The sequence below is a fragment of the Margalitia sp. FSL K6-0131 genome (assembly GCF_038008735.1).
GTDB classification, from domain to species: Bacteria; Bacillota; Bacilli; order Bacillales; family Bacillaceae_C; genus Margalitia; species Margalitia shackletonii.
Map to the genome: position 1 here is coordinate 4,282,854 of NZ_JBBOZS010000001.1, position 25,933 is coordinate 4,308,786.

29 protein-coding genes and 1 pseudogene are annotated in these 25,933 nt (G+C 34.9%); 7 read left to right on the forward strand and 23 right to left on the reverse strand.

The features are described from left to right. Positions 1-34 precede the first annotated feature (34 nt). A complete protein-coding gene (locus NSQ59_RS20955; protein WP_235950753.1) occupies positions 35-316 on the forward strand; it encodes a transcriptional regulator SplA domain-containing protein in 282 nt (93 codons plus the stop codon). Further along, entirely contained in the window at positions 309-1,337 is a 1,029-nt protein-coding gene (gene splB, locus NSQ59_RS20960; RefSeq protein ID WP_340832630.1) for a spore photoproduct lyase, read from the forward strand. The genes NSQ59_RS20955 and splB overlap by 8 nt, the downstream gene beginning before the upstream one ends. Before the next feature lie 33 nt (positions 1,338-1,370). Here the strand turns inward: splB and uvsE are convergent, their stop codons facing one another. The 3 genes and pseudogenes from uvsE to NSQ59_RS20975 all read right to left on the reverse strand — a co-directional run bounded on the left by uvsE (position 1,371) and on the right by NSQ59_RS20975 (position 3,680). Continuing rightward, entirely contained in the window at positions 1,371-2,324 is a 954-nt protein-coding gene (gene uvsE, locus NSQ59_RS20965; RefSeq protein ID WP_126647403.1) for a UV DNA damage repair endonuclease UvsE, read from the reverse strand. Between the two features lie 158 nt (positions 2,325-2,482). Then, positions 2,483-2,767, reverse strand: a pseudogene (locus tag NSQ59_RS20970) (FtsW/RodA/SpoVE family cell cycle protein); the annotation flags it as partial. A gap of 58 nt (positions 2,768-2,825) precedes the next feature. Continuing rightward, positions 2,826-3,680, reverse strand: coding sequence for a DUF6612 family protein (locus NSQ59_RS20975; RefSeq protein ID WP_055742004.1), 855 nt, complete (start codon positions 3,678-3,680; stop codon positions 2,826-2,828). A 393-nt stretch (positions 3,681-4,073) separates the two neighbouring features. Between NSQ59_RS20975 and NSQ59_RS20980 the strand changes: the two genes are divergently transcribed. The 3 genes from NSQ59_RS20980 (at position 4,074) to NSQ59_RS20985 (ending at position 5,901) form a co-directional block, all read left to right on the forward strand. Continuing rightward, positions 4,074-4,670 (forward strand): hypothetical protein, encoded by a 597-nt coding sequence (locus NSQ59_RS20980; protein WP_340832634.1) that lies wholly within the window; start codon positions 4,074-4,076, stop codon positions 4,668-4,670. Between the two features lie 243 nt (positions 4,671-4,913). Further along, positions 4,914-5,222 (forward strand): TIGR04104 family putative zinc finger protein, encoded by a 309-nt coding sequence (locus NSQ59_RS28005; RefSeq protein ID WP_445669217.1) that lies wholly within the window; start codon positions 4,914-4,916, stop codon positions 5,220-5,222. A gap of 166 nt (positions 5,223-5,388) precedes the next feature. Then, on the forward strand, positions 5,389-5,901 hold the full coding sequence (locus tag NSQ59_RS20985; protein WP_055742007.1) for a CBO0543 family protein: 513 nt from the start codon (positions 5,389-5,391) through the stop codon (positions 5,899-5,901). A gap of 356 nt (positions 5,902-6,257) precedes the next feature. Here NSQ59_RS20985 and NSQ59_RS20990 read toward each other — a convergent pair whose 3' ends face one another. Then, a complete protein-coding gene (locus NSQ59_RS20990; protein ID WP_055742008.1) occupies positions 6,258-7,139 on the reverse strand; it encodes a helix-turn-helix transcriptional regulator in 882 nt (293 codons plus the stop codon). 111 nt (positions 7,140-7,250) lie between these two features. Between NSQ59_RS20990 and fabF the strand changes: the two genes are divergently transcribed. Then, entirely contained in the window at positions 7,251-8,486 is a 1,236-nt protein-coding gene (gene fabF / locus NSQ59_RS20995; RefSeq protein ID WP_340832637.1) for a beta-ketoacyl-ACP synthase II, read from the forward strand. Between the two features lie 149 nt (positions 8,487-8,635). Here the strand turns inward: fabF and NSQ59_RS21000 are convergent, their stop codons facing one another. From NSQ59_RS21000 to NSQ59_RS21080, 18 genes are all read right to left on the reverse strand, one after another. Continuing rightward, positions 8,636-8,812 carry a DUF4083 domain-containing protein gene (locus NSQ59_RS21000; protein ID WP_340832638.1) on the reverse strand — a complete coding sequence of 59 codons (177 nt, stop codon included), beginning with the start codon at positions 8,810-8,812 and terminating at the stop codon, positions 8,636-8,638. Between the two features lie 69 nt (positions 8,813-8,881). Then, positions 8,882-9,121 (reverse strand): hypothetical protein, encoded by a 240-nt coding sequence (locus NSQ59_RS21005; RefSeq protein WP_055742010.1) that lies wholly within the window; start codon positions 9,119-9,121, stop codon positions 8,882-8,884. 249 nt (positions 9,122-9,370) lie between these two features. Beyond that, on the reverse strand, positions 9,371-9,832 hold the full coding sequence (locus NSQ59_RS21010; protein WP_126649974.1) for a ParB N-terminal domain-containing protein: 462 nt from the start codon (positions 9,830-9,832) through the stop codon (positions 9,371-9,373). Between the two features lie 44 nt (positions 9,833-9,876). Further along, on the reverse strand, positions 9,877-10,068 hold the full coding sequence (locus NSQ59_RS28010; protein ID WP_126649979.1) for a GNAT family N-acetyltransferase: 192 nt from the start codon (positions 10,066-10,068) through the stop codon (positions 9,877-9,879). Positions 10,069-10,073: 5 nt separating this feature from the next. Continuing rightward, on the reverse strand, positions 10,074-10,352 hold the full coding sequence (locus tag NSQ59_RS21015; protein WP_055742012.1) for a hypothetical protein: 279 nt from the start codon (positions 10,350-10,352) through the stop codon (positions 10,074-10,076). Between the two features lie 62 nt (positions 10,353-10,414). Next, the gene (locus NSQ59_RS21020; protein ID WP_340833184.1) at positions 10,415-10,690 is read right to left on the reverse strand and encodes a GNAT family N-acetyltransferase; all 276 of its coding nucleotides are present in this window, start codon (positions 10,688-10,690) and stop codon (positions 10,415-10,417) included. Positions 10,691-10,957: 267 nt separating this feature from the next. Beyond that, positions 10,958-11,569, reverse strand: coding sequence for a TetR/AcrR family transcriptional regulator (locus NSQ59_RS21025; RefSeq protein WP_340832642.1), 612 nt, complete (start codon positions 11,567-11,569; stop codon positions 10,958-10,960). Positions 11,570-11,690: 121 nt separating this feature from the next. Continuing rightward, positions 11,691-12,551, reverse strand: coding sequence for a GNAT family N-acetyltransferase (locus tag NSQ59_RS21030; protein WP_055742015.1), 861 nt, complete (start codon positions 12,549-12,551; stop codon positions 11,691-11,693). 366 nt (positions 12,552-12,917) lie between these two features. Beyond that, the gene (locus tag NSQ59_RS21035) at positions 12,918-13,457 is read right to left on the reverse strand and encodes a hypothetical protein (RefSeq protein ID WP_340832643.1); all 540 of its coding nucleotides are present in this window, start codon (positions 13,455-13,457) and stop codon (positions 12,918-12,920) included. A gap of 230 nt (positions 13,458-13,687) precedes the next feature. Continuing rightward, positions 13,688-15,721 (reverse strand): ABC transporter ATP-binding protein, encoded by a 2,034-nt coding sequence (locus NSQ59_RS21040; RefSeq protein WP_340832644.1) that lies wholly within the window; start codon positions 15,719-15,721, stop codon positions 13,688-13,690. 45 nt (positions 15,722-15,766) lie between these two features. Further along, on the reverse strand, positions 15,767-16,705 hold the full coding sequence (locus NSQ59_RS21045; RefSeq protein ID WP_340832646.1) for an ABC transporter permease: 939 nt from the start codon (positions 16,703-16,705) through the stop codon (positions 15,767-15,769). A gap of 5 nt (positions 16,706-16,710) precedes the next feature. Continuing rightward, positions 16,711-17,646, reverse strand: a complete 936-nt coding sequence (locus NSQ59_RS21050) for an ABC transporter permease (RefSeq protein ID WP_340832648.1) — start codon at positions 17,644-17,646, stop codon at positions 16,711-16,713. A gap of 130 nt (positions 17,647-17,776) precedes the next feature. Continuing rightward, positions 17,777-19,402, reverse strand: coding sequence for a peptide ABC transporter substrate-binding protein (locus tag NSQ59_RS21055; protein WP_340832650.1), 1,626 nt, complete (start codon positions 19,400-19,402; stop codon positions 17,777-17,779). A gap of 703 nt (positions 19,403-20,105) precedes the next feature. Then, positions 20,106-20,729 carry a histidine phosphatase family protein gene (locus NSQ59_RS21060; RefSeq protein WP_340832652.1) on the reverse strand — a complete coding sequence of 208 codons (624 nt, stop codon included), beginning with the start codon at positions 20,727-20,729 and terminating at the stop codon, positions 20,106-20,108. A gap of 40 nt (positions 20,730-20,769) precedes the next feature. Beyond that, positions 20,770-21,771, reverse strand: a complete 1,002-nt coding sequence (locus tag NSQ59_RS21065) for a phosphotransferase (protein ID WP_340832654.1) — start codon at positions 21,769-21,771, stop codon at positions 20,770-20,772. Positions 21,772-21,788: 17 nt separating this feature from the next. Continuing rightward, on the reverse strand, positions 21,789-22,232 hold the full coding sequence (locus NSQ59_RS21070) for an ASCH domain-containing protein (protein ID WP_055742025.1): 444 nt from the start codon (positions 22,230-22,232) through the stop codon (positions 21,789-21,791). Between the two features lie 26 nt (positions 22,233-22,258). Further along, entirely contained in the window at positions 22,259-22,459 is a 201-nt protein-coding gene (locus NSQ59_RS21075) for a hypothetical protein (protein ID WP_055742026.1), read from the reverse strand. 5 nt (positions 22,460-22,464) lie between these two features. Then, positions 22,465-22,614 carry a hypothetical protein gene (locus tag NSQ59_RS21080; RefSeq protein WP_340832657.1) on the reverse strand — a complete coding sequence of 50 codons (150 nt, stop codon included), beginning with the start codon at positions 22,612-22,614 and terminating at the stop codon, positions 22,465-22,467. Between the two features lie 267 nt (positions 22,615-22,881). Between NSQ59_RS21080 and NSQ59_RS21085 the strand changes: the two genes are divergently transcribed. After that, a complete protein-coding gene (locus NSQ59_RS21085; RefSeq protein WP_055742028.1) occupies positions 22,882-24,126 on the forward strand; it encodes an ATP-binding protein in 1,245 nt (414 codons plus the stop codon). Between the two features lie 244 nt (positions 24,127-24,370). On the opposite strand, the gene NSQ59_RS21090 is transcribed toward NSQ59_RS21085, so the two are convergent. Next, the gene (locus NSQ59_RS21090) at positions 24,371-25,780 is read right to left on the reverse strand and encodes an S-layer protein (RefSeq protein ID WP_340832660.1); all 1,410 of its coding nucleotides are present in this window, start codon (positions 25,778-25,780) and stop codon (positions 24,371-24,373) included. Positions 25,781-25,933: the final 153 nt, after the last annotated feature.

The window sequence follows — 25,933 nt, forward strand, 5'->3', positions numbered from 1 at the left end:
CCACATAAATTTACAGCAGTATGGAATACTTTCAATGAATTTAAATGAGAAAATAGGTGATAAAATGGCAGACAATCAGACAATCAGACCAGGTGAAGTTGTTTATGTGATTATTCGTAATCCCCATGCACAAGACGTTGCCAATGTGCAACAAGCTGCAGTTGTACAAAATCCAGAGGACCCCAATCAACTAGCATTATTTTTACACGAAACATATTATCCGTTATCAGATGAATTTGCCGTATTTCAATCGGAAGCGGATGCAGAACAAGCATATCACGAAGCATTTGGATACCCGGAGGAGTTTTATGGTTAAGCCTTTTGTGCCGCAGCTTGTATATGTAGAACCACAAGCTCTTGAATATCCTCTTGGAAAAGAACTGGTTTCTAAATTTGAATCAATGGGAATTGAAATACGACAAACAACCTCCCATAATCAAATTCGCAACTTGCCTGGAGAGAATCATTTTCAAAAATATCGAATTGCCAAGTCCACCCTTGTCATTGGGTTGAGGAAAACATTGAAATTTGATACCTCCAAGCCTTCTGCAGAATATGCTATTCCTTTAGCAACTGGCTGTATGGGGCACTGTCATTATTGTTATTTACAAACGACTATGGGAAGCAAGCCATATATTCGAACGTATGTAAATGTGGACGAAATTTTTAATGCTGCAGAAGAATATATGAAAGAAAGAGCACCGGAAATGACTCGTTTTGAGGCTTCCTGTACATCCGATATTGTAGGATTAGATCATCTTACTCATTCTTTAAAAAGAGCCATTGAGTTTTTCGGAGCATCTGAATATGGCAAGCTTCGATTTGTTACTAAATTTGCCCATGTTGACCATTTATTAGATGCAAAACATAATGGTAAAACACGATTTCGGTTTAGTGTAAATGATGACTATATTATAAAATATTTTGAACCAGGTACCTCTAGACTTGATGAAAGGATTGAGGCAGCAGTCAAAGTGGCAGATGCAGACTACCCATTAGGGTTTATCGTTGCTCCAATTTACATACATGATGATTGGAAAAAGGGCTATCAAGAATTATTTGAAAAACTGGATGCAGCATTACCATCCAATGCAAGAAAGGATTTAACCTTTGAAATGATCCAACATCGATTTACCAAGCCGGCTAAGCGTGTTATCCAAGAGAATTATCCAATGACAAAGCTCGAACTGGATGAATCAAAGCGAAAATGGAAATGGGGTAAATACGGTATGGGAAAATATGTCTACACAAATGAAGAACAAGAGGACATAAAAGATACATTAGGTGGTTATATTCATAAATATTTTCCCGATGCGAAGATTGAATATTTTACTTAAAACCAATAGGGGACAAATTGGTCCCCTTTTCTATTACCATTCTACAACTGAACTACTTATTCGTTTAACTCCTCGTATAGCTCCAATGTCTTCAACTAGTTTTAGCATTGCCTTATCTTTTTGTTTAGCTTCTATCATAACATCAAAGTCTTGATTCCTTTCTTTAGCTATTTTAAAAAATGGAAGCACAAATTCCAGAGAAACAAAATCAGCATGTGAACGAAATGCATTCTCTGCCTTCGGAGAAGAGATGTGGACTTTTGGAACCATATTACGAGCTTCCCATGTTTTAAAAATGCGTGATAAATAATAAGCTAGATCTACTTCACCCTTATTCGCCATATAATGATGATAATCTAAAATCATTGGGATGTTTTCTTTTTCACACGCTTCCAAAGTTTCTTTTACATCATAAGTTTTATCATCATTTTCGAGTGTCATTACTTTTTTTATTTCATACGGTAAGCTCTTTAAATTATGATGAAAACGTTCCAATGTCACCCTTTTATCCCCATATGCGCCACCAATATGGATATTAATAAGCCCTCTTTCCAATGCATTCATCGCTTGAAGCATAGAATAGTGAAATTCCATATCCTTCACTGCATTTTGTGTTACTTCCACTTTTGGACTAGTAAAAAGCGTGAATTGATTTGGATGGAAGCTTGGACGCATTTGAAATTGATGGATCAATTGTCCAAGCTCCTCCCACTCGTTTTTAAACGGGGTAATATAATCCCATAATACTTCCGGATGGGTAGCTAAAGGAACAAGGGAACTGGAGAATCGATACAGTTCAATTTCATGTGCAATATTATAATGCAGTATTCTTTTGGTATGTTGTAAATTTTGTGCAGTAACTTCTTTTAACTTATCCAAGCGCTCATTCTTAGGTAAAGCGGAAAAGCGTGAAAATGTTAGTGATTTTGACGGGCTGGCATTCCATAGACCTAAAGCATTTGCTACATATCCAAAGCGAATTTTCATTTGTTTCCTCTTTTTTTCATTATTAGTATTCAAAGAGTATTTCTATCATTCATTTTCAGTATTTCCAACTTAGGTAATAATCCTAAACTCAATTTGAAACCGGACAAAACAAAAAGGACATTGTTAATGCGCAAACATTTCCAGTGTCCTTATGATCGTTAGTATTTTCGATATATGATTAAATCTTTTCTCCGATATACACTTAAAACAATTCCTATTAAAACAGCATTTAGTAAAATCGGCATCAAACCATAGCTGATAAATGGAAGAGAAATACCAGTCAGTGGGAATAAGCCAATGACCATGAGAATATTAGTAGCAAACTGAACTCCATATACAGCTAGGGCTCCAATAAGCAAAAGCTTACCGTAAGAATCGTTTATTTTTAAAGTCACAATAATAATTCTTGCTATAAATAGAGAGAGAATTAGGAAAAGAATAACATTCCTCCGTTCCACTAAAAAATCCAGTAACCACTGCGGTTACTGGATATTACCTTGCTTAATTCATTTCTTTGGCATTATCAATAACTTCCTGAGGTACTTTAATTTCACTCAGTTGATTGTAGTTAGAGTATGTGCCTTTCATTTCTTGTTTGAGTGTCAATTTTTGACCTTCCATTGCCATTTCCATTTCTTGTTTCATATTTAATGCTGTGATATTAAATGTCTTTTTATCGATGAAAATTTCGTAATTTACATTTTTAAACTTGATATTGTTAAAGGCATCTGCACTTTGTTTGAGTGCATCAGGCATTAACTTTTTGGCATTTTCTTTTAAAAATTGGTCGAACTTTTCACCCGATGCTTTCAGATTCAAAATAAATTGAGTATCGTTTTGTTTAAAGGAGAAGTCATCTGTGAATTTCTGTAATTGTTTTAGTTGCTCAGCAGGGTTAGCTTGCTGTTCAGGCATTTGTAAAATTTGCTTAGAAAGCTCTTCCGGCATTTTCATCCATTGTTTTGTTGTCGGATCATAGAGAAAGAAACCTTCTTTCGCTAAATATGCTTCAACATCCATCCCTTGGTCCTGAACGGATGCATCCCCGCCTTTGATATCCATTTTCATTTTTTGATGCATTGCCATTGGATTTAAAACGATATCAACGGATAAATTTGAATGAGTGTCCATTGTTGAATCTTGACCAGGAATATTCATATTTTGATCAATTTCCATTTCAGAATGAACACTTTTTAAATCTTTAGATGCTTCCGTTGTTTTTGCAAACACCTGTGCAAGTGTTAGACTTTCCTTCTTTTTGGTCTTTGAATCGACTGGATCGGCAGTCTGCTGTCCACAAGCAGCTAAACTAAATAACAACAAAATCGAAACAAAACTCATTACTAACTTTTTCATAAAAAGTTTATTCCCCCCTTATGTGATCATTTATATGTACGCTCCTGATCTAAAATGGTTTCATAAAAATCCAATAATAGGAAGAAAGTCCTTATTGGACATTAATACAGATGAATATTTGCATTTTTATAAAAAGGATTGATAATAAAGTTTGTTTTTATTCTCACTTATCTATAAGATTTTCTGGTTAGCTTAACTAGAGTCTTGAATTATTAAATAGAAGGAGACCAAGATAGATTGCTTGTTCCAGTTAAAGGGGCAAGAGTTAAAGATCCAGCTGCCAATTTGGTTGCTGTTAGTTTAATGAGGTATTCCTTAGTATTCCATTAGATTATAATTTCTTTTATCTATAAAATGAACCTGCAGATATATTAAATCGGAAGAGGGAAAAAATTGCAACGTCAAAGAAAATTATTACTTTTATCGTTATTTAGTAGTTTCTTAGTTATTTTAAATGGCTTTTTCCAATGGAGTATTGTTGAAATAATAACGCCCTTCTTAATGTTCCCATTTTGGTTAGTGCTTTTCGTTTTTTTTATTGTGATTACCGTTCTAGCCATAGTGCAACTGTTCAAATATAAAAATTGGAAGCCATTCGTAATCCAAGCTGTCACTATCATTATCTTGTTTTACTTTCCTTTTACGCAGACTATGCTTGATTTAGATTTTAAAATGCATAAATCTGAAAGAGAAGAAGTTGTAGATAAGGTGGTAAGTGGAAAGTATAAGTATAGTGTTCCAGACAGTCCATCACTTATCCACTTACCTAAACAATACACCCATCTTTCCAAAGGTGGCGGAGATGTTATTGCAGTGAAAACTGGTGATAGCTTTACCATCCTTTTCTTTACCTTTCGAGGAATTTTAGATAGTTTAACAGGATTTGTTTATTCACCCAATGACCAAAAACCTTTAAAAACGGTTTTTGATGGAGACTTTAAAGAAATAAAAAAATTAGACAAACATTGGTACTTTGTAGGTTCTTATTAAAACGAATGAGGGCATTAATCCAAGGATTAATGCCTTTTTTATTGAAGTTATTATTGTACTAAAGGGAGCTAGAGTAAAAGATCATCTACCAGTTTACTTGAACAATCGTCATTAACTAATTTAAACAATCTAGCGTTTTGTGGAGTAACTCATTTTCAAAATAAATGGATATTTATGCTAATTTTTTTTAGGTTAGTCAGAAAGGAATGTTATAATTTATAATATAAGGTTGCTTGAAAGGGGTTGTTTCAAATACCGATCTGTCAGCAATGTGGCTACAAGTGGAGTTGGAAAGAAACTTTTGTAAAAATGTTTACTTTTAAAAACAAGTTAAGGTGTCCATCCTGCGATTCATTCCAATACGTTTCAAAAAAATCAAGAAATCAATTAAGCTTATTTGTTGTATTTATACCTTTATTGATTGTACCGTTAGTATCATTTGGCATATCTAAATACTTTATATTAACTTTTGAATTAGTTGCATTTGCTTTAGTACTTATTTGGATGCCATTTCTATATAAGTTAAGTAATAAGGATGATCCGATGTGGTAGTCTTTCTTCAAATAACGGGGGCAAGAGTTTAAGATCAAGCTGCCATTTAAGCGGCTTTTCTTATTGAACAAAAGGGTCAATTTAGTACAACAATCGGAACTAATATTTCTAATAAAAATAAGCCATAATAGAACGGCTAGTTTTTATTAGAAATAGGATGGTGCAAATGTACATTATTTTTCGCATGATGTTATGGATTCTTGCGGCATGGCGTTGGGGAGATTGGAGGAATTGGAAGAAGTATCAGTCCACCTTTCTCTTTGTTATTCTACTTGACTTGTTATATAACTTTCTTACTTATAATTATCCGATGTGGGAATATAACCCTACTGATATTATTCCGAATCATACTATTAACAATCTGCTTGTAACTTTTCTTTCTTATCCGTCCATTGTATTTATATATTTAGGACGATATCCAATTGGATGGGCAAAACAGGTTGCCTGGATCATTTTCTGGGTAACCCTTTTATCTGTCGTGGAGTTAGTAAACTACAAAATGGGTTTAATGAGTTACCATAATGGTTGGAATTTCGGGTGGTCTGTAATTTTTTATCTTGTTCAAGTGCCTTTTATACGGCTCCATTATAAAAAGCCATTATTAGCCTACGGTCTTTCAGTACTAATAATTGTAGGATTGTTATTACTATTTAAAGTCCCTGTTAGCAAAATGAAATAAATAATGTATTTATCTATCCACCTACATTTCTGCGCCGTAAACTGGCAGCGTGTGGGATTGTCTATTAATGGCTTTAGAGACAACCCGATAGTTTTGTTGTTTGTTCTCCTGAAGACATTGAACTAACGTGGGCAAGAATGTTAAAGATTCAGCTGCCAATTTGGTGGCTTTTTTTTATTCGACTAAAGGGGCAGCATTCCTGTAATAAATTTCTATAGTTTGTGAAGTATTGTACTTAAAGTAAAGGGGGCTTTAGTTCAAAAAAAAGCATTAAACTTTTCTATCGGTTATGTAATTCGAAAAATAGAAAAGTTATATTGCTTTAATCAATATTTTTGTATAAAAAAAGACACAGATCAATTTCTTGATCCATTGTCTTCAAAGTCATAATCATTATACTCGAAAATTTCCATTAAACGTTTTAACTTCTCTTCTGTTCCAGAATTTTCGACTGGAGTATATACACTGCATCTTAAATCATTATTTCCTTGTACTTGCAGAGATGTAAGATTAAACACCATCTTTCCTGCCTTCGCATGTCGAAATTCAATTAACAATTCTGGAGCTGAACTTACTTCACTTTCATTCCAAAACTGCTGAAATTCAGGATAAGCTTGTTCCATGTCTGAGATAAAACTAGAATACCATTCGTCTGCAACATATTTGCCATAGTATGTACGGAAAATAGCGATAAACCCTTTTACAAAATGATCCCAATTCACTGCCAAACTCTTTAATTCTCTTCTCGAAAATAACAACTTTATTAAATTTCTCTCTTCTGGCGGAATGATTTCAAAATTTAAAAAAACATGAGCTGCCGACTCGTTCCATCCGACTATTTGGCATCTTCTATCCGTGATAATCGTAGGACAATTTCGAAGCTCCCTTAATATTTTTTTTAAAGAGGGGCTGATAAGTGTCTCCTGTTCCAAAGTAAACTCAGAATCGGCAATCTCTTCAAAAGCTAATGCATACAAATACTTCTTTTCATCTTTATTTAAAAGCAATGCATCCGAAATAGCATCTAAAACAGATGTCGATACATGAATATCTCTTCCTTGTTCTAACCATGTGTACCATGTTGTACTGACACCCGCAATTTGCGCTACTTCCTCTCTTCTTAGACCAGGTGTTCGTCTACGGGTACCGGTTGGTAGTCCAACCATTTGAGGATTAATTTTGGAACGCTTTGTTTTTAAAAAATCAGAGAGTGCCTGCAATCTTGTTTCCCTATTCAATTCAACCCACCTAACCTTTCCTAGTACTTATTATACTAGGATAAACCACAACTTGTAATAGGATAATGGCGAGTTAAAATAAAGAAAAAGAAAAAATTAGGAGGTATTACAATGAAAAGAGTTGTAATTACTGGAATGGGTGTAGTCTCTCCATTAGGAAATGATGTTGAAACCTTCTGGGGAAATTTATTAAATGGCAAATCAGGAATATCTACCATTGATACTTTTGATGTTTCTAATTCTAAAACAAAAATCGGAGGAATTGTTCGTAACTTCGATGCCAAAGAAAGATGGGGAGCAAAAGAAGCAAGACACTTAGATCGCTTTAGTCAGTTTGCCCTTGCAGCAGCAGAAGAAGCAATCAGGAGTTCTCAATTAAATCTGGATCAATTAGATCGTGAAAGATTTGGGGTATATGTTGGTTCTGGAATCGGAGGAATCCAAACCTTAATCGATAATGTAAATATTCTAAACGAAAGAGGCCCTAATAGGGTAAGCCCTACTCTAGTACCAATGATGATTCCAAATGCTGCAGCAGCCCAAATCAGTATTAAATTTGGTGCGCTTGGTCCATCTTTGTCCCCAGTTACAGCATGTTCGATAGGAAACACATCTATTGGTGAGGCATTCAACCTCATTAGTATGGGGGATGCTGATGTAATGATTGCAGGCGGTGCAGAGGCAGCCATTACCACTTTGTCATTAGCAAGCTTTGGAAATGCGAAAGCTTTATCAACAAAGAATGAAGAACCTGCTTTGGCTAGTCGGCCTTTCGATGCAAAAAGAGATGGTTTTGTTATGAGTGAAGGTGCGGGAATATTAGTTCTTGAATCGTTAGAGCATGCCATGCGAAGAAATGCACCTATTTTATGTGAAGTGATTGGATATGGGGCGAGTTCAGATGCCTACCACATGGTAGCTTCACATCCAGAAGGAACTGGTGCCTATATGGCAATGAAAAGTGCATTAAGAAAAGCTAATTTATCACCGGAATCAATTGATGTAATTAGCGCACATGCAACAAGTACACAGGTGGGCGATTATTCCGAAACACTCGCTATTAAGAAGTTGTTCGGAGATAATGCTTATCGCATTCCTGTTACGGCCAACAAATCGATGATTGGGCATATGTTTGGAGCATCTGGAGGAGTCGAAGCAATTGCCCTAGTCAAAAGCTTAAGGGAAGATATTGTTCCACCAACTATTAATTTGGAAAATCCAGACCCGGATTGTGACTTGGACTATGTTCCAGAGGGGGCAAGGAAAATGACATTGAACATAGGATTGTCCAACTCTTTTGGATTTGGCGGACATAACTCGGCTATCCTATTAAAAAAATATGAATAATAACCCTGATACAAATTAGTTGTATGACCATTTTTAGGGCCTGAATTTCAAAACAGGCTCTTCAGAATGGTCTGAAGGGACAGGTTCGTTGTCCCAACTCATTTACGTATGAATATGAGTAGAGAGGAACTTGGATCTAGACTTGTCCCCTATTCCAAACTATCCTTATTTTGCAGTAAATCTAATTTTTCCTCTATCCGTTTTAATTGCTTTTTCCTTTTTTTATTAGAAACAATAAAACTAATAATAAAAACTAAAAAAACAATTGGGATACAAAACGTAAATAATTGAAAAATAATATCCCCAGTATTTAAATGACCGTGCATATATGTCTCCTTTCATGGTCGAATCATTTTAAGACCCTTTAGAAAAAATGGGACGAGGGACCTGTCCCTCTATCCCATCTTTTTGCTTAGAAGTTTGGTACTTATAAATGATGCTGCTAATGCGATAAACGCAAAGATAATGGTTGGAATAATGTTAATATTACCAAATTCTACAGTGGATGATAATGCTGCATTGCCATCCAAAGATATACTTGGTGTGTAAAACAATGTTAGCAGCATCCCGGAAAAAATCTGCAATACCAGAAATACAGACACAAACACTCCAAAAAATAATATATATTTTTTCATGCGCATCCCTCCTCCTAACAATAAATACGTTTCACATCGTAAAAAGATTCAGGATAAAGCATTTTCAAACAAACAAGACTTCATATATAAAGAGACAAAATGTCTATAATAAAAAAACACAAGAAAAACTAGATATATATCTTTGTTTTACTCGTGTTGAAAAATGATTATATTATTAAAAGAAAAATTTATTATTATAGATTCATATTCACTAGAATCTTACATTGACTGCAATCCGTTGTCAATATTTCAAACCTTTTTTCGACAATAAGAGTCATCAACATATTTATTAATATGCTCAGGTGTTTTTGTATCCCATAAAATTACCCAACACTCTTTAAATCCTAGCCTTTTCATTGCTTCATAACGATGGTTTCCATCATTGATGATTAATTTTCCTGATTGATGCTGGACGATTAAAGGCGGGCACTCCCACCCTTTCTCCAGCATTTCACAAAATTTCTTTATCTGATTTTCCCATTCTGTATTTGGAACTTGATATTCCATGTTTCCCTCTGGCCCACAGCACCTATTGATTTCGTTCAACGAAATCAATATTGGACCTAGCCAATATCGTCTTTCTAGTTTTAATCCGTTTGAAAATTCCTTATTTTCTCCAACAGTTTTAAGGAAAATATGTACCCATTCCTCCATACATCCTTGTTCAGAAAAATTTTTTGCTTCTTCCACACTAAATGTCAAAAGTTGCATGAAAGCCCCCCTAAAACACGTCCAAATTTTTCTTGTAATAAGAATTATAGCTTTAATTCCATCCGACTATATCTATTATTCATTCCCATTGATTTATATAAATGCACAGCAGTCTCATTACATTCATAAACATCTAATTCTATCGATTCAACGCCCATGTTTTTTGCATAATCAATAATATATTCAAAAACGAATTTACCGATACCTTTCCCTCTCCTATCCTTTCTTATAGAAATCTCGTTTACATAAAGGAAGGATCTATTATTAAAATAGACTTTTTTTCTACATTCTCAGCGTTTAAAACGGAATAACCAATTATTTCTTTCGTCATTAGATCTTCCACCACGATAACTTTTGACTTTTTTGCCTGGAAATATTGCTTAACGTCTTTTTCATCATATAAATTTTCATTAATAAATACATCCGGTCTCAACTTAACATGATAATCATCCAGCTGTCTTCTAAGATGGATAATATCCTGAATATCCTCTTCATTTGCGTCACGTATGGATAAATTCATTTATAGCTCACCCTTTTTTAAATACTTAAAGTATAAAAGAAACCATTCATTTTCCAATAAACTCAAACCAATTTTTTCGTATAATATAAAACTAAATCATCATCTACAAAAACATATGTACCCTTCTGAACTGGTTTACCATCATATTGAATTCCATTCCCATCTGGAATATATCCCAATTTCGTATATAGTCTCTGTGCACTTCCGTAGTCCTTAAAAAGACCTACACCAATACCGATCGTATTAGCCCCCTTTTGTAAAGCTGCTTTTTCCAACTCTATAATGATATTCGTTGCAATCCCCTTTTTTCTGTATACATCAAGCGAATATTCTCTAATTCACTGCCATAGCCACTAAAACCATTGCCTATCATAGAATGTTGAATCACCCGAACACCTCAAAAATCGTTTGTACTATATTACGTGATATTTAGGAAGATTGTTTCAATTTTTTAGAAGAAGCTAGAGGTTGGATAGGATATCCTCTTTTTACAATTAATTTTTGAGGACTTTATCGGTTTTACTAAAGAATGGGTACCGTTCTACAGCAGGAATAGAACAGTACCCTTCTCCATACGAAATATTGATAGTAAATATTTTTTATAATCATTTTAAATATTGCAGAATCATTTTTTCTGCAAGTAAAAAATTACCTCTATAATCATATTCCTTATCTATTACAGCATAATGTAAGCAAATACCATCAAGCATTGCCCAAAATAAACTTGCAAACGTTTCAGTTTCTACCTCTCTTTTGAATTCTCCATTTTTCTGGCCTTCTTGAATTATTTGGATCAGGAAATGTAGCATTTGATTTTTAAAATGCTCTTTCATAATATTTCTTAAATGATCATATCTTGATGAATTAATCCAAAATTCTAGGTCAACTCGAATAATGTTAGTCCATTCCTCAGTTGTAGTAACAGCTTCTCTATAGACACGTAATAGCTCAACAATTTTCTCTTCAGCTGAACTAAATTTTTTAAACCGTTCTTGCAACTTACTAAATGTATGGTTTGTCCTTTGTTGCATGGAAGTAATATATAGATCTTCCTTACTCTTAAAATAAGTATAAACCATTCCTTTACTAATTCCGGATTTTAATCCAATATCATCTATGGTCGTTAATTCATACCCTTTTTCTCCAAATAAAATTAATGCATTTTCCATAATTAACTGTCTCTTTTTTTCTTTATAAGACTCAGAAACCTTTGGCATTTAACCATCTCCTAATCTAGTACTGAAAACCATTTAATGTTTTTTCAGGTTAAAATGCATTATATTTTTGCCATTTCTAAGAAATTAGTATAATTTCCGCTACTAAGTAAATATCATATTTTTAAATCAACTTATACATTTCATACTGTTGTAAAGACCCTTTCGTAAAACCATGCTTTTTAAAGAAACCTTCAAGCAGACTGTTATTTGGAAATCCAGCTGACATTTTGGTTAATTGAAGGTCTTTAACTGCCTCTTGTAAAAGTTTTGTTCCAATACCTTTTCCCCTAAAGCCCTTATCCACCATTAAAAAGTTAATATTTCCGCTTTCTCCTATCGAGAGAGCACCTGCAGTTCTTCCATTTTCAAAGACAGCATAATAGTGGTTAGTTGGAATTTGAACAATAAATTCTAGGTCATTTTGCCAATTAATATGATAATTCCATTCTTGTATATTTTTCTTAAACTCCGCAAAATCTATTTTTTCCACATTGAAAACAGAATGTGTATTTAATTGCTTCGCTTCGGTATTCGTATAATAGACAATGTCATATATTTTTTCATAACCTAATTTTTGATAAAAATTTATTGCACGGTCATTACCTACAATCACTTCAAGAAATAATTGTTTACATCCCTGTTGGATTGCTGCTTCCTCGTGGAGTTCCATTAATTTTTGGCTGATTTTTTTCCCTCTGTAATTAGGGTGAATAGCCAGAGCCCCACATCTCAGCGTTTTTATTGACTCATAATTTTTAATCCCACCAAGTATAACCCCTACTGGTTGTTCCTGATCAAAAGCAATAAAGGAAATTTCTCGACTGTTACCTTCTGGGCCAAAAAAACGACTAAGAAAACTTTCCATTGTAAATTGAAATTTTACTATGTAATCAGAAAAGCCATCCATAAACGCTTGAAAAATAAAACGATCCTCTACAGCTGAACATTTTTCATACCGAATTTGAGTATTATTAGCCACCATATACTCCACTCCTTTTTAATATTTGTTTTTAAATTTCTAAAAAAACCGACTATATAGTTTTTATTTTATCTGAGAGTTCCGAAATTGTATAGCGCAAATAATCATAACTTTTGGAGTTATCATTTAATAACCTTCGATTTAATGAATGATACTCCTCTCTTTATAAACGTTTTTATTCGTCTAATTATGTCTCTTCGATAAAAACAGAACTTTTAGTTGTGGAAAATGCAAAAAAATTTAACGTAAAAAAGTTCCCCGTCCAAATAGGACGGGGACAACCTCATAAGAACCAATGCTTTCCCATAATGATTCGTTGACAATTACTGCTTATGACAACTACTCATTAGTCGGATTCTCAATTCTGTATTATTTTCCTTCTAAATGGGGGATCTGTTTCTGTTTTCTTAGCAAAATCATATAGTAGACAATATAATAAGCAAACATGATTAGCATTAGCCCTGAAGTCCAGGAATTGCCTACTGAGTAACCGATATTTTGAAAATCATTCGGTTGCCCTTGTTGTAACTTTGCATAGGTTCCGCCTACGAATATTCCGTAAAATCGATAAACAAACCGAGCAAGAAATAGAAAAGTAACAATGCTCCCAATCCAAATATTAGGACGGTAATATAAACGATCTTCTCTTTGCTCAAAAGTAGTTATGGATGAACCATAATAAGCAAGAATAATTCCTAAAATAATTCCGACAATGTCAGATATTAAGCTGACTGGATGGGCAATCCCGGCTGCGAAAAATATTAGTCCAATAATAAAAAATAAAATCATTCTAAATAACATTTTCCCTTGATTCAAATGTTGCCACCCAATATTTCGTCGTACACGTCTATAAATAATCCATAAAATTAAAGCGATAATAAAAATAATATTGTATGAATGCTGATTCATCGTACCCTCCATTTTTAAACAAATATTTTTGTTGTTACTATCTTACCTTGAAAACCTCCAATAATCATCTACCTTAAGATAGAATGCGAAAATAAAATCTCTATCGGAGGATAGAGATTTTTTTCGATAAATTGATAATATTGTATTGCACTCAAGGAACGGGACTTAAAACATTTCGCTCCATTTCCGCACTTGTTAAAAAAGCGGATGATGGACCTATCTCTCCGACGTCATTTCATTAGGGCTTCGCTGAAATGGCATGCGACCCAGCGGCCTTCGCGGACTTCGCGCCATTCTGGAACTTCTTTGCATTTTTCGGTGGCGATTGGACAGCGTGTGCGGAATCGGCAGCCGGATGGTGGATCGATTGCACTTGGCAGATCACTGTTTAGGACAATCCGTTCCCTGCGGCGTTCTACCTTTGGATTTGGTATTGGAATAGCCGACAGTAGCGCTTGTGTGTAAGGATGTAATGGTTCACGATATAGTTCTTCTGATGGGGCCATTTCCACTATATTTCCTAAATACATTACACCAATACGGTCGCTGATGTATTTTACCATCGATAAATCATGGGCAATAAACAGGTAGGTTAACCCCTTTTCTTTTTGGAGCTTCTTTAAAAGATTTACTACCTGCGCTTGAATGGAAACATCCAGTGCGGAAATCGGTTCATCAAGAATCATGAACTCCGGCTGCACCGCAAGGGCCCTGGCAATCCCAATACGTTGACGCTGTCCTCCTGAGAACTCATGCGGATATCTGCTCGCATGCTCTTTTTGAAGTCCTACCAGTTCCAACAATTGCTGAACCTTATCCGCTCTTTCTTTCTTGGTTTCATATAAATGATGAATATCCATCCCTTCTGCAATAATATCTTCCACCGTTTTACGTGGATCCAAGGATGCATAAGGATCCTGAAACACCATCTGCATTTTCCGATGAACGCGATTTTTTTCTGTATTGTTTAAACTACCATGTATCGGCTGCTGATTAAAAATTACCTCTCCACCTGTAGCTTCATATAGCTTTAGAATCGTTCGACCAGTTGTAGATTTGCCGCATCCTGATTCTCCTACAAGTCCGAATGTTTCCCCCTTCATAATTTGAAAACTAACATTATCTACAGCCTTTAACATAATTTGTCCACCTAATGTAAAATACTTCGTTAAGTTTTTCACTTCCATAATTGGTTCATTGGATGGATGACGTTCCATTAAAGCAACGGATGATTCATCTTTTTTAACCAATGTAATGCCTTTTTCATTCACCGTAATAGGAGGAGTAACTTTAGGCGCTTTCTCATGGAGCAGCCAGCTTGCTGCATAGTGGGTTTCAGAAACCTTATACATCGGAGGGTCTAGCTCATAATCAATAGCCAATGCATATTCGTTCCTTGGAGCAAACGGATCGCCTTTTGGCGGATCCATTAAGTCCGGCGGAGAACCAGGTATGGAAATTAATTCGCCTGTGGTATCTAAACTTGGCATAGAACTAAGCAGTCCCCAATTATATGGATGCTTTGGATCGTAAAAAACATCATCCACAGTGCCTTTTTCAACAATTTTCCCTGCATACATAATGGCTACGGAATCTGCAATATTCGCTACTACCCCCAAGTCATGTGTAATTAAGATAATCGCAGTTCCCGTCTTTTTCTGAATATCCTTTAATAGATCTAAAATCTGTGCCTGAATGGTAACATCTAAGGCAGTTGTCGGTTCATCAGCTATTAAAATTTTCGGATTACATGCCAAGGCAAGGGCAATCATAATACGTTGACGCATACCGCCTGAAAATTGATGGGGATATTGGTTAAATCTCATTTCTGCATTGGGGATTCCGACTAATTGAAAGAGTTCCATTGCGATTTCTTTTGCTTTACTTTTACTTAATTTTTGATGCTTGATAACACTTTCCGCAACTTGTTTTCCAACCTTCATCGTTGGATTAAGAGCTGTCATCGGGTCTTGGAAAATCATAGAAATCTCTGAACCGCGAATACTCTGCATTTTTCTTTCGGACAACTGCACTAAATTTTGCCCATTAAACCAAATCTCCCCTTGATCGATAGAGGAAATTCCTTCCGGCAATAATCGCATAATAGCCCTGGAGGTAACGGATTTTCCCGATCCTGATTCGCCAACGATTGCTAATGTTTCCCCTTTTTTCAAGGTAAAATTAACACCTCGAATAGCGCGGACCGTCCCGGCATATGTTTTAAAAGAAACATGGAGATCCTTCACTTCTAAAATGTTTTCCATACTTTGTGCCTCCCTAAAAACTCTCATTATGATAGGCTTTCATATCTATTTCCGCATTTTTGGATCAAAGGCATCTCTTAATCCGTCCGCCAATAAGTTAAAACACACCATTAATGCCGTAATGATAATCGCTGGATATAATAAAAGATAAAATTGATTCCGCATCGCTCTAAAACCATCGTTAATCAGTACCCCCAAGGAGGCTGCAGGCTCTTGCAAACCAAGTCCAATGAAGCTAAGAAACGCTTCGGTAAAAATCGCACTAGGAATTGTAAACATCATATTAATAATGATTAATCCAATCGTATTCGGAATCATATGATTCATTATAATTCGTTTATTGCCTGCCCCTAATGAGCGAGATGCGAGGATAAATTCCTGATTTTTATACTTAAAAATCTGGGCACGAACAAGCCTCGCCATATTGACCCAACCTGTGATAACCATCGCGACTGTAATGGTGATGATCCCTGGTTTCATCATCATAATTAATAGAATCACGATGACAAGGTGAGGAATTCCTACTAAAACTTCAATCACTCTTTGCATAAAGCTATCTACTTTGCCGCCAAATAAAGCGGATACTGCTCCAAAGGTAACACCAATCGTTAAATCTAAAATACTTGCTAAAAAAGCAATATAAAGCGAAATTCTTGTCCCGTCCCAAATCCGCGTCCATTGATCCCGTCCAAATTTATCCGTTCCAAGCCAGTGGTCACTATTAGGAGACTGATAGGTTTTAGAATAGTCCGTTTGATAATAGTTATAGTGATTCATATATGGACCCACAATAGCCAATATAATAATGAGGGCTAAAATAATTATGCTGATAATTGCAGCCTTATTTTTTTTAAGCCGAATCCAGCTATCCTTCATAAAGGATAATGATGGCCTCGAAATTTTTTCAATATCCTCATGTTTCCTGCCGACTACTTGAAACAATTCATTAGGCAGGGAATCCATTTTTCGGTTTGCTTCCGCCATTTATCTCACCCCTTTGCTCCACTAATTCGAATCCTTGGATCAATAACACTATATAGAAGGTCAATTACGAGCATGGTTAAAATGAAAAACGCGCTGTAGAAAAGGGTTACACCCATGATCGTTGTATAATCATTAAATTTAATCGAATCCACAAACAAGCTACCAATTCCAGGGATGCCGAAGATACTTTCAATTACTAATGAGCCTGTTAAAATGCTTACCGCAACAGGACCCAAAATGGTGATAACCGGTATCATCGCATTACGAACGGCATGTTTGATAATGACTGTCCATGCGCTTAGGCCCTTTGATTTCGCTGTTAAAATATAGTCTTGCTGCAGGACATCTATCATTTCCGTTCTCATGAAACGAGCAATTAAAGCGACAATCATTAAGGATAGTGCAATGGTTGGCAGTATCGAGCTATCATAGCCTTCCCAAAAGGCAACGGGCAGGATTCCCCACTTCAAACCAACATAATATTGCAGTAATGCGGCAAAAACAAAATTTGGAATCGAAACCCCTATTACCGCAATAAACATGGTCAAATAATCCCAAAATGAATTATGCTTTAATGCAGCTACCATCCCTAAAATAAGTCCTATCGACAATCCAAGAATTACTGCTTGTGCTCCTAATAAAGCAGATGGAACAATACGTTTGGCAAGCAATTCATTAACGGATTGTCCTTTATAATAATAGGAAACTCCAAGATCGCCTTTGACTAAGTTTTCTAGATACCTTCCGTATTGAACATATACTGGTTTATCCAATCCGTACTTTGCCAAAAATTCAATTCGTTGCTCCTGTGAAAGAGTGGCCAGCTTTTCCTCATTAAAAGGGGAACCTGGAAGCATCTTCATTAAGAAAAATGTGATGGTTGCAATTATCCATAACGTGACGATAATATTCACGATTTTAATTCCAATAAACTTTTTCATGAAAACACCTCATCTTTCCATTAAAGGTAGAAAATCGATTAATGTAAAAGTTTCTCCTAATCTGCTGGAGTCATATGTTGTTAGTAGAAATAGATTAGGAGGGGATAGAAGGATCCCCTCCTAATCGGAGTTATTTATCTATTTTTACATATTTAAGTTCTAGCGTTGCTCCTGGAGCAATCTTTAATCCTTTGACTTTTGGATTAATCATATAGGCTCTTCCATCAAAATAAAGCGGAGTCATGTTACCATCTTCGATTAATAGTTTCTCAGCTTGAACAAACATATCTATACGCTTGTTCTCATCTTTTTCAACCTGTGCTCCATCGACTAAAGCATTATATTCCTTGCTGTTATAATTACCTCGAGATTGCGTTGATGGATTATCCCACTCGTACATGAAGGTTAATGGATCATTATAGTCAGCACCCCATCTGTTCACTGCCAGCGTAAAATCTCCATTACGCATTGCTTCTAATCTGCCGCTGAAAGGCTTTGTTACAATAGAAACATCCACGCCAAGATTTTTCTTATATTCACTTTGAAGGAATGTTGCTGTATCTTTTGATACGGAATCATCCGATACCATAAGTTCAATCTTTGGAAGTGGGCCGCTTTCTTTTATTCCTTCCGCTAATAATTCTTTTGCCTTTGCAAGATCTGGTTTAAATACATCCCCTGCAAGTTCACGGTAAGTTTTACCATCTGTACCATTCATACCTGCTGGAACAAGTCCCGTTGCAGGCAATGATCCGTTATTTAGAATGGTATCCGTTAAAATTTTCGGTTCCACTGCTAATTGAAAGGCTTTTCTAATTTTTTGATTATCAAAAGGCTTTTTCTTAATGTTTACTTGTGTGAAATAAGTTCGAAACATCGTTTCTGTTCCGAAGCCATCTTTATCTTTATAGGAATTAACATCAGAAGACGAAAGGTATACTTTATCTAATTTTCCAGACTCATATAAATTCAAAGCTGTACTAGCTTCTTTGATAACATCCATATTCACTGTCTGAACTTGGACATTCTTTTTATCCCAATATTTATCGTTTTTCTTTAAAGTGACACCTTTTGCTTGATCATAAGAGGTTATAACATAAGGACCATTGTAGAGGATGCTGTCTGCTGTAAGTGCAAATTTGTCAAATCCAACTTTTTCAACAAATTTTTGATTCAAGGGAAAATACGTGACAAATGCAGTTAAACTTAGGAAGAAAGGTGTTGGCTGATTTAATGTGACTATAAGTGTTTTATCATCCTTTGCTTCAACAGCGACTGCTGAAGCATCCGCTTTTCCAGCATTATAATCCGCTGCACCTTTTACAAATTGAGCGATGATAAATGCATACTGGCTGGCTGTATTCGGATCCAAGGCTTTAAGCCAAGAATATTTAAAATCGGCTGCTGTTACAGGATCACCATTGCTCCATTTGATTCCGTCTCTTAGGTGGAAAGTATACGTAAGCTTATCATCTGAAATATCGACGCTTTTTGCCATAGCCGGCTGTGGCTGGTTATTTTGATCCAAACGATATAGACCTTCCAGCGTATTATTTAAAATAGTGAAGGAGGTTCCATCCGTTGTTTTCACTTGGTTCAAATCTGGAATATCAGATTCTAATGCTAAATTTAAAACACTATCTTTTGCTTTTTCAGTGCCGCCATTTCCATTACTAGACGTAAAACCACCACATCCACTCAGTATGAGTGTTAGCAATACAACCAATGAAACGCTACTAATCCATGCTTTTCTCATCATACTCCCCCTTAGTTTAAAGTGTTAAAGCTTGTCTAAAAAGTAGAATAATAGGATGCAGTCACTCATATGATGGTGAAAATTGGATTTTCATAGAGTTTAAGCATTCCTAACATAAAAATACGTTAATGAACCTTACATATATGCAATTATGTCTTAAATATTCTAGTTCCCAATACATATGTAAGATTGATTAACATTAAAAATATTATACAAAGTTACGGAAAGATGGTCAACAGAATTTTATAAATATTATAAATAGTTTGAATTATGACCAAAGTTGTGTTTTGGAACTGAATCTGAAAATTTAAATAGGTCATTGTATCTGTATCAGGATGGTTAGTTAGGTCCCTTTTCCCAAGTTATTTAAATGAAATTAGAAATTCATATTTTTTAAGAAGAAGGACTGATATAGGGTAAAACTATTTTGTGCGATGGATCATGAATGAACATGAGAGTTTTATAGATCAAAATCCAAAAAAAAGAAGGACGAGGTACCTGTCCTCCCTACCTATCTCTTAAGTGGCGGTTAATAGTTTTCTTATTTTTGTTAATACTGTCTCGCCATTATCGTCATTTGCAAGAACGATATAAATTTGTTTTTATTAAGCTTATTTTTGTTGAATCTCGATTTTATTTTTATATATGGTTAAAAAGGTATTAATTTTGGATCACCTCTAAGTATTTACTTATTCTATCTCATCTAATTCGTAGCTATCGCACCTCTATGAGATATATCCCCTTCTAGGACCATTCTAATATTCTCCTTATCTAGTTCTACTACTGTCAAACTAGTATCATGAATAAATGGCGGATCCCAAAGTCTTTCGTTTGAAAGACCTTTAAAAATCAGAAATAAACATTTAATAACAATGGAATGGGTAACGATTAATATGTTTCCCGATGAATGCTCCTTTTGGATACGTTCTAATACTTTCAATACCCTTTCTTTAACATCAGCAATACTTTCTCCTTGTGCAGGGGTATACAGATGAGGGCAATTCCAAAAAGCATTGTAGTCATTTGGATAGTTTTCTTTAATGTTTTCTTTCGTTTTTCCTTCCCATTCCCCAAGAAATATTTCCTTTAAATTATCCTCATAAATAATAGAAATATTTCTATCGCCACAAATCATTTTAGTTGTTGTTACAGTCCTTCCGCTGGGGCTAGAATAAATGGCGGAAAAAGATATATCCTTGAGTCTTTCTCCTAATTCTATAGCGTTTTTAATCCCGTTCTCTGTTAAGTTGGAATCCTTCCATCCTTGCATTCTATTTTGCGTATTCCATTCTGTTTCACCGTGTCTTGTTATATAGAGTATTATCATCAGACTACCTCACTTTAATAAATTCGTTCTTATGAACCACTTAAATATCCCCAAATATCTCAGACAATTCCAAAAGATTTTCTGCTAACCATGTCATTTCATTTTGAAATTGAACCTCTTGATACCTTTCTTGATTTAATTGAGGTGTAACCCACCAAACGCTTTCTAAATACCATAATAGTTGAAGAGAACGAACCACAGTTCCACTCTTAAGTTTACGTTTTGTTTTATAGCCATCTATGAAGGCAATGGCGGAATTTCCATGAAACTGCTTATCTTTCAATACACCAGACATAATGGCTCTTGCAATATCCAATTCAGGATAATCGAATGCAAAACGGTCAAAATCGAGAATGGCTGATAGATGATCCCCTTTAAATAATAGATTGTCTACCCACAAGTCTCTATGTGCCCAGCCTGGATCAGAAGAACTAATCCATTCCAAATCAAAATGTTCTGTTGCTCTGATTTGCATTTCTACTAATCTCGTTAATGGATTGTTTTTTTGCACTCTTTGATAGAGTGTTTTCCAATGTTCTAATCGTTGTTGAAGGCTTGGAGGAATAAATTTAGGAGTTTTTGCAACTCCATGTGTACCATCGTTAAAAACATTGTGCATGTGCCCAGTTATTTTCCCCAGGCTATACATTTGATTTTCATTTAACGTTCCCGGCAGCATGTTATCTCCAGTCATATGTTCCATAATGATAAATCGTTCACCACTAGTTGAGGTATGTATTACGTTTCCATTATGTGTTAAAACTCTAGGGCAAGGTGATCCGTTTTCGTATTGCCTTAATTGTTCCTGAATGGCTATATTTTGTTCTGAAGAAACTTGTTTTAGGTCATACTTCTCATATCGTTCTTTACTAAACTGCTTAATAACAAATATTCCTTCTTCGGTCTCTACTTTCCACTTCAGATTTAGTAACCCCAAACTGAACTGCGCCCGTGTATATATGTGCAAACCAAATAAATTTTCTATAGTATCTTTTATATCCAAATAAATACTTTCGGGGGACTTCATTATGGTTTTTATCATCAATTCCTCGTTTTCTATCATTTAATATCTACTACCTCAAAACGCTCGCAAACCAGCAACATATCTTCTCTGAATTCTTTTCCTATTTTCTTTAGTTCAGATTGAAAGAATTTTTCGTGCGCCTCTTTCCAGTATCGATAAGTTCGATCCCCTTCACCTTCTGCAACAGCGAATTCTTCCGGGACTTCATTCATTGGTAAAACCTTAACATCTATTGTTTTAATAATGGCTACCGGTTTATCCTGACTGTTTAATATAATGCTATAATCATCTGTTGTCGGAAGTGGTTCATTTTCCAATTCATAAAAGATATGGGCAGAACATGTGGCTGTTTTAATTCCTTCTACCACCAATTGCGCAAGATTATCTGGATCTGCTCCAAATTGCCATGCACTCACAGATTGAGGTTTTATCCTGTTTCCCCAAAAATGATCCCAATACATTTGTGCTTCATGATTCATTTGTTATTCCACCTTTACATTTTTTCTTAAACATTTTTCCATTCAGCGGCGTATTTTTTTCGATATTCTAGGATTTCTTCACTCTCTATTAGTCTTAATCCCGCATCTTTTATGATTTCGTCTTGAACATGGTCATATAATTTCCTAAGTCCTTGAATGATGTCACAGCGTATTAAAGTATAGTTCTGTTCAGATTTACAGGAAATAAATCTGTTTACCAGATGCAACGTTACTATCTCCTTTTGTAAAGTACCACCCAAACCTCGTACGCCCAATTCACTTCTTTCTCTGTAACAGAAAGAATATATTGGAATGCTTCGTCTTGAACGTATTTATTTGGATCACTTAATTTTTCAAAATATGTTTTTATCGTTTGATACACAATCCTTTTCCCCATCTCTTGTTTTCAATCCAAGATTTGATACAAAAGCAGCAAATCTTTTAAAAATACGCATAACCATTTTGCCTTTAATTCCTGCTATTAGCAGTATCCTACCTTCCTTTATATGCACTAATTTTAATTTTCTAACACTTTGGATTATGGTGCGGTAATCGAACAGAAAATCTAACCCCTTGTATTTCTTAACGTTAATTTCGAATTCTGGTAAGATAGAAGTTGTGAATATGATCCGAAAGGAAGCACACTCCATTGTTTGAAACTTTACTGTTGAACTTTTTATTTTTACTGTTTCCGGTTTTAATCTTTTTAATATTTTTTGAGCATAGGCCACACTCTTATAATAAAATCATTCTAATTTTATTATCAGCGGCGACAATGATTCTATGTATCACCGTGCCTATTAAATTAAGCATTGGCTTTATTATTGATTTACGATACATCCCATTTATTATTATGGCCCTTTATGGTGGTTACAAATATGCTTTTCCCCTCTATATCGTATTAAATATATATCGAACCTACATCGGAGGAGAAGGGACACTTAATTCTTTGATCTTTTCGACTGTTGTCTTCCTTATTATACCATTATTAAATCGTAAATTTGTTCCATTGAATTCGAAAAGTAGAGTATTATTTGCGGGGGCTGTATGTTTTTTTAATGTGGCATTTTACTTGATCACCTTAAGTATATTTTTTGAAAAACTAAATCGAGATTTCTGGTATATAACCATTTCAACCATAACAACCAACGTAGGGGCAATGCTGGTTATTATGGTGTTAATCGAGAAAATTATTACGAATATGAAAAATCGTGAACAGTTTATACACTCGGAGAGATTAAATGTCGTGAGTGAGTTGTCAGCGAGCGTTTCTCATGAAATTAGAAATCCGCTTACGGTTACGAGTGGATTTTTGCAGCTTTTAAAAAAATCAAAAACCATCACTCAGGAGGAAAGGAAATATATTGAATTATCTCTACAAGAATTAAATCGAGCGGAGAAAATTGTGAGTAATTATCTTTCCTTTGCTAAACCCCAATCTGAAAATATGGTCTATTCGAACTTCTTTGCAGAAACGGAATATGCCAAAGATCTGATCATTCCATATGCTAGTATGCACCAAGTGGAAGTCCAATTTCATTTTAATAACACGCTTAATACAAGATATGATCAAAATCAAATCCAACAATGCTTAATTAATTTATATAAAAATGGAATTGAAGCGATGAAGGACACCGGTGGCGGCACTTTACTGATTGATGTCTCGGAAATAAAGCATCATATCATCATCAAAATTCAAGATACGGGCATTGGCATGACTCGAGAGCAAATTTCTCGTTTAGGCAAACCATATTATTCTACGAAGGAAAAAGGAACAGGACTCGGTATGCTCATGGTATACAGCACCATCAATAAAGTAAATGGGACGATTGAAATCGATAGTCAAAAAGGAAAAGGGACGACTTTTCTTTTAAAAATACCCAGTCAATCTTAATGGGACGACTCCTTGAAGTGGGAATCGTCCCATTTTTGTTCCCGCTGGTACCCGTTACTTCAAACTTCTTCTATTGGCTTAATAAATGCTAATATCTGATGAATCAATTGTATTCATATTAACTTGCATACATTTCTCCAGGCTAAATATGTCTAGCAAAAAAAGAGAAACAGGATTTTTACCTACTTCTCTCCATAATTACTTCTATTGTTTTGAGCAAAATCATATCCCGATATTTAGATTATTAGTAGTTAGCTAAACTGCTCTCACTTGTTACATTAATAATATAGGCACCAGAGTGAATTCTCTTCATAAATTGTGCCATAACACTTGTAGGTACGGATACGCATCCAGCTGTAGGACGTCCATTATCACAATGCAAGAAAAACCCGGAACCTCCCCCGACACCATTATGATAGTTAATAACTATTGCATAATGATATTGAATAGGATAATCGGCTAAATGTTCATCATATTTACTGGATGATGTTCTCTCTTGCCAAGAATTATAGTGAGGATCCTTTACGTTTGAAATCCAATAACTTTTTGGAGTAATTTTTCTAAATGGTAATTGGGTACCGGGATTGCTCGTTCCGAAAGCAAATCCAAGGCTGTAACTCCCCTTTGGCGTTCTACTAAGGCTTTCACTAGCGGTTCCTACCCCTTGGCTCCCAACGTGCCCGCTTGTTGTTATTACTTTTTCCCATGTTCCATTCCTTTTTTCTAGAAGTGTCACTTGAGCATTCGTTCCACTGGCTACTACTGTAACGATCTGATTTGTCTTTTTTGCCGTCTGACTTCGTGCCACTATAGCAGCAAGTCCTGTTTCTTTTTTTATCACTTTGCTGCTTGTAGAAGAGATGGAAGCAGTCTTTTGCTGTTTGCCCTTTGTTGAAGAATTGCTAGGGCCTTGTTGTTTTTCTTTTATAGAAGGATTCTGCTTACTTATATTATCCTTAACAGCATCTTTTCTTTCTTTCGATACTAAAACAGTGTTTACTTTTTCCAATAGATTTTTAAGATCATTTTTTGCCTTCGTATTCTTAATTGAATCGACCATCTTCATTGCATCCGAATATTGAACTTTAGAAACACTTCCTTTAACGGTTAAAGTTTTATAATCCGAAAAAAGGGATTGTACCTTTTTATTTGCGGCCTGGATTGCGTTAAACTGGGAATTTATTATTTGAACATTACTTTTATATGTATCTGCAATTCTAGAATTTATTACCTTTACTTGGTCAAAATTATTATTCATCGTTGTTATTTGTGTTAATTTAACATCATTTGCAATTACTCCTTTTTCCAATAACTCGCGTATCTCCTTTTGGAAATTAAAAAGAAATAGAATTTTACTAAGTTCATTTTCCATTGAGGATTTTAGCTTGATGTCTTTTACTAATTTTACTTTTTCCAAAGCATTGTCTATTTTTTGTTTTGATAAATCAGCGGCTAATGCCTCTTTTTTGGGATTTGCATATAATTTAATTATTTCTTCTTTGGCAGCTTGAATTCGTTGTGTATTCATTTCTTCTATTAATTTCTGCTCATTCGCGTTAACAGCATTTGCATGACTCATAAATCCGTATCCCCCTGCACCTGCTAATAAAATAATAATGATGAAAGTAATAACTATCTTTTTATCATTTCTCATCTTTGTCATCTCACCTGTCATTTCACAATAATTAGTATTTTAGAAAAATCCCTCACTTTAATAATTTCATTTAACTTGTTTAGTTGTAAACCTACTGCTGGCAAATAAATTCTTATTGTAATATATAAAATCAATATGAAATAATATTAACCG

Coding starts and splice junctions, on each gene's coding strand:
- NSQ59_RS21030 (WP_055742015.1), bottom strand. CDS start 12,551: ATGGTGGCTAATAATACTCAAATTCGGTATGAAAAATGTTCAGCTGTA.
- NSQ59_RS21035 (WP_340832643.1), bottom strand. CDS start 13,457: ATGAATCAGCATTCATACAATATTATTTTTATTATCGCTTTAATTTTA.
- NSQ59_RS21040 (WP_340832644.1), bottom strand. CDS start 15,721: ATGGAAAACATTTTAGAAGTGAAGGATCTCCATGTTTCTTTTAAAACA.
- NSQ59_RS21050 (WP_340832648.1), bottom strand. CDS start 17,646: ATGAAAAAGTTTATTGGAATTAAAATCGTGAATATTATCGTCACGTTA.
- NSQ59_RS21055 (WP_340832650.1), bottom strand. CDS start 19,402: ATGAGAAAAGCATGGATTAGTAGCGTTTCATTGGTTGTATTGCTAACA.
- NSQ59_RS20975 (WP_055742004.1), bottom strand. CDS start 3,680: ATGAAAAAGTTAGTAATGAGTTTTGTTTCGATTTTGTTGTTATTTAGT.
- NSQ59_RS21010 (WP_126649974.1), bottom strand. CDS start 9,832: ATGCAACTTTTGACATTTAGTGTGGAAGAAGCAAAAAATTTTTCTGAA.
- fabF (WP_340832637.1), top strand. CDS start 7,251: ATGAAAAGAGTTGTAATTACTGGAATGGGTGTAGTCTCTCCATTAGGA.
- NSQ59_RS20985 (WP_055742007.1), top strand. CDS start 5,389: ATGTACATTATTTTTCGCATGATGTTATGGATTCTTGCGGCATGGCGT.
- NSQ59_RS21060 (WP_340832652.1), bottom strand. CDS start 20,729: ATGATAATACTCTATATAACAAGACACGGTGAAACAGAATGGAATACG.
- splB (WP_340832630.1), top strand. CDS start 309: ATGGTTAAGCCTTTTGTGCCGCAGCTTGTATATGTAGAACCACAAGCT.
- NSQ59_RS21015 (WP_055742012.1), bottom strand. CDS start 10,352: ATGAATTTATCCATACGTGACGCAAATGAAGAGGATATTCAGGATATT.
- NSQ59_RS21065 (WP_340832654.1), bottom strand. CDS start 21,771: ATGATAAAAACCATAATGAAGTCCCCCGAAAGTATTTATTTGGATATA.
- uvsE (WP_126647403.1), bottom strand. CDS start 2,324: ATGAAAATTCGCTTTGGATATGTAGCAAATGCTTTAGGTCTATGGAAT.
- NSQ59_RS21000 (WP_340832638.1), bottom strand. CDS start 8,812: ATGCACGGTCATTTAAATACTGGGGATATTATTTTTCAATTATTTACG.
- NSQ59_RS21090 (WP_340832660.1), bottom strand. CDS start 25,780: ATGAGAAATGATAAAAAGATAGTTATTACTTTCATCATTATTATTTTA.
- NSQ59_RS20955 (WP_235950753.1), top strand. CDS start 35: ATGAATTTAAATGAGAAAATAGGTGATAAAATGGCAGACAATCAGACA.
- NSQ59_RS21025 (WP_340832642.1), bottom strand. CDS start 11,569: ATGCCAAAGGTTTCTGAGTCTTATAAAGAAAAAAAGAGACAGTTAATT.
- NSQ59_RS21070 (WP_055742025.1), bottom strand. CDS start 22,232: ATGAATCATGAAGCACAAATGTATTGGGATCATTTTTGGGGAAACAGG.
- NSQ59_RS21005 (WP_055742010.1), bottom strand. CDS start 9,121: ATGAAAAAATATATATTATTTTTTGGAGTGTTTGTGTCTGTATTTCTG.
- NSQ59_RS21045 (WP_340832646.1), bottom strand. CDS start 16,705: ATGGCGGAAGCAAACCGAAAAATGGATTCCCTGCCTAATGAATTGTTT.